General features: G+C 71.1%; 6 protein-coding genes. 4 read left to right on the top strand and 2 right to left on the bottom strand.

Going from position 1 to position 5382, the window contains the following annotated elements:
- Window positions 1-731: Rv0361 family membrane protein (locus V7E05_RS13375; RefSeq protein WP_333620134.1), on the top strand; the 731-nt coding region annotated here is incomplete at its 5' end.
- A gap of 188 nt (window positions 732-919) precedes the next feature.
- On the opposite strand, the gene V7E05_RS13370 is transcribed toward V7E05_RS13375, so the two are convergent.
- The gene (locus tag V7E05_RS13370; RefSeq protein ID WP_333620133.1) at window positions 920-1567 is read right to left on the bottom strand and encodes a class I SAM-dependent methyltransferase; all 648 of its coding nucleotides are present in this window, start codon (window positions 1565-1567) and stop codon (window positions 920-922) included.
- Window positions 1568-1621: 54 nt separating this feature from the next.
- Entirely contained in the window at window positions 1622-2836 is a 1215-nt protein-coding gene (locus V7E05_RS13365; RefSeq protein WP_333620132.1) for an ROK family transcriptional regulator, read from the bottom strand.
- Window positions 2837-3030: 194 nt separating this feature from the next.
- Here V7E05_RS13365 and V7E05_RS13360 point away from each other — a divergent pair, with 194 nt between their 5' ends.
- From V7E05_RS13360 to V7E05_RS13350, 3 genes are all read left to right on the top strand, one after another.
- Window positions 3031-3921: an ABC transporter permease gene (locus tag V7E05_RS13360; RefSeq protein ID WP_333620131.1), complete on the top strand. Its 891-nt coding sequence runs from the start codon at window positions 3031-3033 to the stop codon at window positions 3919-3921.
- A gap of 46 nt (window positions 3922-3967) precedes the next feature.
- Complete coding sequence (locus V7E05_RS13355) at window positions 3968-4765, top strand: ABC transporter ATP-binding protein (protein ID WP_333620130.1); 798 nt, start codon at window positions 3968-3970, stop codon at window positions 4763-4765.
- Window positions 4762-5382, top strand: a 621-nt coding sequence (locus V7E05_RS13350; protein ID WP_333620129.1) for a PhnD/SsuA/transferrin family substrate-binding protein, incomplete at its 3' end; no start/stop codon positions are given. The genes V7E05_RS13355 and V7E05_RS13350, both read left to right, overlap by 4 nt.

The raw sequence follows: 5382 nt of genomic DNA, 5'->3' as shown, positions 1-5382 counted from the left end.
CGCCCCAGCAGCCCAACCAGCCGCAACAGCCGCCCCAGAACAATGGACCCGTCCCCGGATTCGGCGGGCAGGGAGGCCCAGCGGGGCAGGGTCGTCCCGGCGGCCAGGGCTTTCCCGGCGGCCAGGGTGACCCGGTGGAGCAGGGGTTCCCCGGCGGCCAGGGACATTCCGGTGGCCAGGGCTACCCACAGGGCCAGCAGCCTTCGGGTCAGCAGCCCGCAGGGCAGGCGCAGGGCGGCGCCGCCAAGGCGGCGGGCGGGCGCAAGCTCGGGCTCATCATCGGCGCGGCCGTCGTCGTCATCCTCCTTGTGATCGCGCTCGTGTGGTTCCTCGTGGCGCGCAGCAGTCCGGAGGCCAAGGCAGAGCGCGAGATCTCGGACACGCTGACCAGCCTCGGCTCGGTCGAGAGCTTCTCGGAGTTCGGCGAGAAGATCTGCGCGCAGTACAAGCCGAGCCAGGAGCTCACCGACCAGCTGGCGACGATTTCGAAGGATTCCGGCGTCGATTTCGACCAGCAGTTCACCGAGCAGATCCGCTCCTCGTTCCCGTCCTCTCTCGAGGTCACGGGTGTCGACCTCGATGGCGACGACGCGACGGCGCACATCAAGAGCACCAGCGACGAAGGCCAGGAGACCGAAGAGGACACGAAGATGCGCAGGGAAGACGGCAAGTGGCTCGTCTGCGATCCCGCCGTCGACACCAACGGTCAGCCGGAGACGCCCGGGGCGTAGCGGCGGGGCACCTCGGGCATCCCACCAGCCCCGCCCGTCGCTCGACCGGCGGCCGACGGGAAGTACCCACGAAGTTCCGTAAGTACCCACGCACTCCTAACTTCGTGGGTACTCGCACAACTTGGTGGGTGCTTCGAAAGCCCGGCGATCCGGGCTTCCCGTCGCGCGTCGGACGCCCGGCAGCGCAACTAGTCCGCCCGGCCGAAGACGCCGACAAAGAATTCGCCGTTCGCCGGGCGCAGGTCCCACGTGGAGAATCGCTGCTGCAACGCGAGCCCGGCCTCCGCAGCGTCGCGAACGAAATCCTCGAAATCCCAGGTCCGCCCCGGGCCTGAGCCGTATCCGATTACGGCGCGGCCAGCAGGGGCGAGGTGTCGGGCGATGCCGCGCAGCGCAGGGGCGCGCTCGGAGCCGGCGAGGAACGCCATGACGTTCCCGGCGCTCACGATCAGGTCGAATTCCAGCGGCTCCCCGCCGTCTCCGGCTATCGAAAGCTCGGCGAGGTTCTGCACCTCGAAATGCGCGCCCGGGTGATCCGCGCGCGCCACCTCGACCAGCGCCGGGTCGAGGTCCACTCCCCACGCCTCGTGCCCGGCCCGGGCGAGGTATCCGGCGAGCCGGCCGGTGCCGCAGCCGGCGTCGAGGATTCGGGATCCGCGAGGCACCATGGCGTCGGCGAGCCGCGCTTCGCCGTCGATATCGCGGCACTCGGCGACCATCCGCCGCCACCGCTCCGCGTACTCGGCGGACTTGTCCGCGTTCTCCCGCAGCCCGGCGAGCCACAGGTTCTCTTCGGGGCCGTGCCCGCGCTGCCCATCTTCTCGTGCGTCGCTCATGCGCCCATGGTCTCAGCCGAGCGGGGTTTCGGCACCTACGTCGTCAAAGACGCTTCAAGCGGCACAACCCGAGGCCACCTCCGCGAGCGCGCGCTCCGGGTCCGCGGTGAGCCGGTCGAGCGCCACCGCCATCGCGGCCTGTTCCTGTACGCGGCGCCCCGCGGTGGAGACACGCAGCGAGGGCTCGCGCCCGGCGAGGGGAATCTCGCGCGTCCCGGCGAGCACGTCGGGAAGGTAGCGCGGGTGATCGGTGAAGGCCTGGCCCGAGAGCACCACGGTGTCCGGGCGGAAGAGCGCCGACGCGGTCCCGACGACCCGGCCGAGGGCCAGCGCGCGGTCGCGGAGGATTGCTCGAGCGGTCTCGGTCGAGGCTCCCCCGCCGTCCTTCGCGGCGAGCTCGTCGAGCGCCGTCACGGACGAGACGCCGAGTCCCGCCGCGCGCGCGGCGCGTAAGAGCCCGTGGTCGGAGACCGTGTCGATCAGGCCCCTGCCGCGGTCGTCGAGGTTCGGCACCTCGCCGAAGGGAAGGTGACGAAGATCCGCGGGGCCGGCGGAGGGCTGGTGGACGTTGCCGTCGATCACAAGCGCGGCGCCGATGTACTCGCGGCCGTAGACGAGGAGCGTCGAGCCCGAGTGGCGCTCGTGGCCCACGAGGAGCTCGGCTGCGGCCATCGCCTCGACCTGCGGCGCCACGGAGAACGGCACGCCCAGCGTCTCGCCGAAGAGTTCGCCGAGGGGCACGCCGTGCCAGCCGAGGAGGTCGTGCTCGACGAGGCCGGTCGGTGAGACGCGCGCCGCCGTGGCCACCCCACCCGCGGCGAGGGGGCGCCCGCGGAAGCCGTCGAGCAGACGGAACGCCTCGGCGGAGAGCAGGTCGACGCTGTCCCGCGGATCGCTCGGGGTGGGCACGCCGCGCGCAGTGAGCACCCGGCAGCGCATGTCGCAGATCGCCACGACGGAGTCCTTGAGGCCGATGTGCACCGCGACCGCCACCGGGCCCGCCGGGTCGAGCTCGAGTACCTCGCCGGGGCGGCCCGTGGCCCCCTGGCTAGTCGCGCCCGGCTGCCGATGGATCACACCGAGCTCTCCGAGGCTCGTGACGGCGCGCGCCACGGTTGCCTTCGACAGCCCGGTGACCTCGGCAAGCTCCGAACGGGAGGCTGCACCGCGGAAACGAATCGCGCGCAGGACCTGAGCGGCGCTGACGTCTGAGACACGGAAGGTCGGCGCGCTCTGGGCCGCTCCCGATAGGTGGATGTTCTCGGTCACGGAATGAACATTAGCACCGAAATAGACAGATCTGTCTAGTGAGTGGGGCACCTTCGATTCCCCGCGAGCCAAAAGGTGGTGACCTCCGCTCGGACCACGCCAGCATGAGCACCCCGAACAGTCCTCGCCCGGCGGGCCGCTGCCCCGAACGCCTGCGCGGACACGTCACAAACGACTAGAGAAACGGACCACCCATGACGACGCTCCTCGAACCCGCAGGAACCGCGGCGCGCCCGGTGGGCGCCCCCGAACCCGTCCCGGCCGGCCGCCGCCGAGTCGACGACCCCGGCTCGCGCTCCGCCGGTGGCGACGCCCCGCGCCGCACGCTCGCCTCGCGACTGTGGCACTCGCCCATCGCCCGCTGGCTATCCCCCATCGCGATCGTGGTGCTCTGGCAGCTCGGCTCATTCTTCGGCCTCATTCCCGAGCGGATCCTCCCCGCCCCGCAACTCATCGCCGAGTCCGGCTGGGACCTCATCCGCAGCGGCGAGCTCGGCGACGCCCTCGTGGTCTCCACGTGGCGCGTGGTCCAGGGCCTCGCTCTCGGCATCGCCGCCGGCCTCCTCGCGGGCATCGCGGTCGGCGGCTCGCGCCTCGCCGATTACATCCTCGATCCCCCGCTGCAGATGCTCCGCGCGCTTCCGCACCTCGGGCTCATCCCGCTGTTCATCCTGTGGTTCGGCATAGGCGAGGCGCCGAAGGTGCTGCTCATCGCTCTCGGCGTGTTCTTTCCCATCTACCTCACCGTGGCCGCGGGCATCCGCCAGATCGACCCGAAACTCGAGGAGGTCGCCACGGTATTCGGGTTCTCCCGGCGTCAGCGGCTCGTCGACGTCATCCTCCCGTCGGTCGCACCGCAGGCGCTCGTCGGACTGCGCCAGGCGCTCGCCATCGCATGGCTCACGCTCATCGTCGCCGAGCAGCTCAACGCGACGAGCGGGCTCGGCTTCCTCATCATGAACGCCCGGGACTTCCTCCAGGTCGACGTGATCCTCGTGGGGCTCGTGGTCTACGCGCTCCTCGGCGTGTTCACCGACTCACTCGTCCGCGCGCTCGAGCGCCGCGCCCTCCGGCACTACCACTGATCTCCGGCAGACGGCCGCCCAACCACTACAGAAATAGAGAGACCCCATGACACTCCTCGACACCGTCCGCCGCCACTCGCGCCCCGGGTTCGAAACGCCGCCGACACCGAGCGCCCCTACCGGCGCAGCCGCCGAACTCTCCGGCGTGCGCCGCGCCTTCGGCGACACGACCGTCCTCGACGGGCTCGACTTGCGCATTAGCACCGGCGAGATCGTCTCGCTCATCGGCCGCAGCGGTAGCGGCAAGTCGACCGCTTTGCGCCTTCTCGCCGGGCTCGACGGCGGCGCCACCGGCGGAGTACGCACTTCCGGCACCCCGTCCGTCGTGTTCCAGACCCCGAGCCTCCTGCCGTGGCGGACCGTCGCAGGGAACGTCGCGCACGGGCTCAACCAGATCGACGTGCCCGCGAAAGAGAAAGCCCGCCGCGTCGCGGAGACCCTCGCCGAGGTCGGGCTCGACGAGCACGGCGACTCCTACCCCGGCGAGCTCTCGGGTGGGCAGGCGCAGCGCGCCTCTCTGGCCAGGGCACTCGTCGGCGAGCCCGGGCTCCTCCTCCTCGACGAGCCGTTCAGCGCGCTCGACGCGCTCACGCGCGGGACCATGCACTCCCTGCTGCTCTCGCTGTGGGAGCGGCACCGCTTCGGCGTCCTCCTCGTAACCCATGACGTCGACGAGGCGATCGCCCTGTCGGACCGGGTCGACGTCCTGCGGGCCGGGCGGATCGCGCGGTCCGCCGTCATTTCCGATCCGCGATCCGGGCGTCCTGATCCGGACCTCAAGGCCGAGCTGCTCGCCGTGCTCGACGTCGCCGTGCAGGGCGCAACCGAGGAGGCCGGCGAATGAGCGGGTCCGCGCCCGTGACGGCCTCGCCGTCGGCGGCCCGTGCCCGGCGCTCTCGCACACTCGGCCTGCCCGCCCCAACGGCGCTCGCCCTGTTCGCAGTACTTCTCGCCGCGGTGCTCGTCGCCACGAGCGGTTGCGTGCAGCGGGAGGCGGACTCGCTCGCCGCGTCGACCGAGCCCGACCGGGTGCCCGCCGATCAGCTCGGCGACGTGGTCCTCGAGGTCGGCGATCAGAAGGGCGGCACGCAGTCCCTGCTCGAGGCCGCCGGGCAGCTCGGCGACCTGCCGTACAAGATCAACTGGTCCACCTTTACCTCCGGCCCGCCGCAGGTCGAGGCGCTCACGGCGGGCAAGATCGACTTCGCCGTGACCGGCAACACCCCGCCGCTGTTCGGCGCGGCGTCGGGCGCCCGGATCAAGATCGTCTCGACGACAGACATGTCGGGCAAGGGCGACAAGATTATCGCGCCCGAGGGCAAGGGGATCTCGTCGATCGCGGAGCTCAAGGGCAAAAAGGTCGCGGTGGGCAAGGGCACATCGGCGCACGGGCACCTGCTCCTGCAGCTCCAGAAGGCGGGCATGAGCATCGACGACATCGAGCCCGTCTACCTCCAGCCC

Origin of the sequence: Dietzia sp., assembly GCF_036741115.1 — a bacterium.
Classification (GTDB): Bacteria; Actinomycetota; Actinomycetes; order Mycobacteriales; family Mycobacteriaceae; genus Dietzia.
This window is presented reverse-complemented; position numbering and strand designations above follow the sequence as displayed.

Bases quoted from the DNA above. Each gene is read 5' to 3' on its own strand.
- V7E05_RS13360 (WP_333620131.1), top strand. From the start codon at position 3,031: ATGACGACGCTCCTCGAACCCGCAGGAACCGCGGCGCGCCCGGTGGGC.
- V7E05_RS13370 (WP_333620133.1), bottom strand. From the start codon at position 1,567: ATGAGCGACGCACGAGAAGATGGGCAGCGCGGGCACGGCCCCGAAGAG.
- V7E05_RS13355 (WP_333620130.1), top strand. From the start codon at position 3,968: ATGACACTCCTCGACACCGTCCGCCGCCACTCGCGCCCCGGGTTCGAA.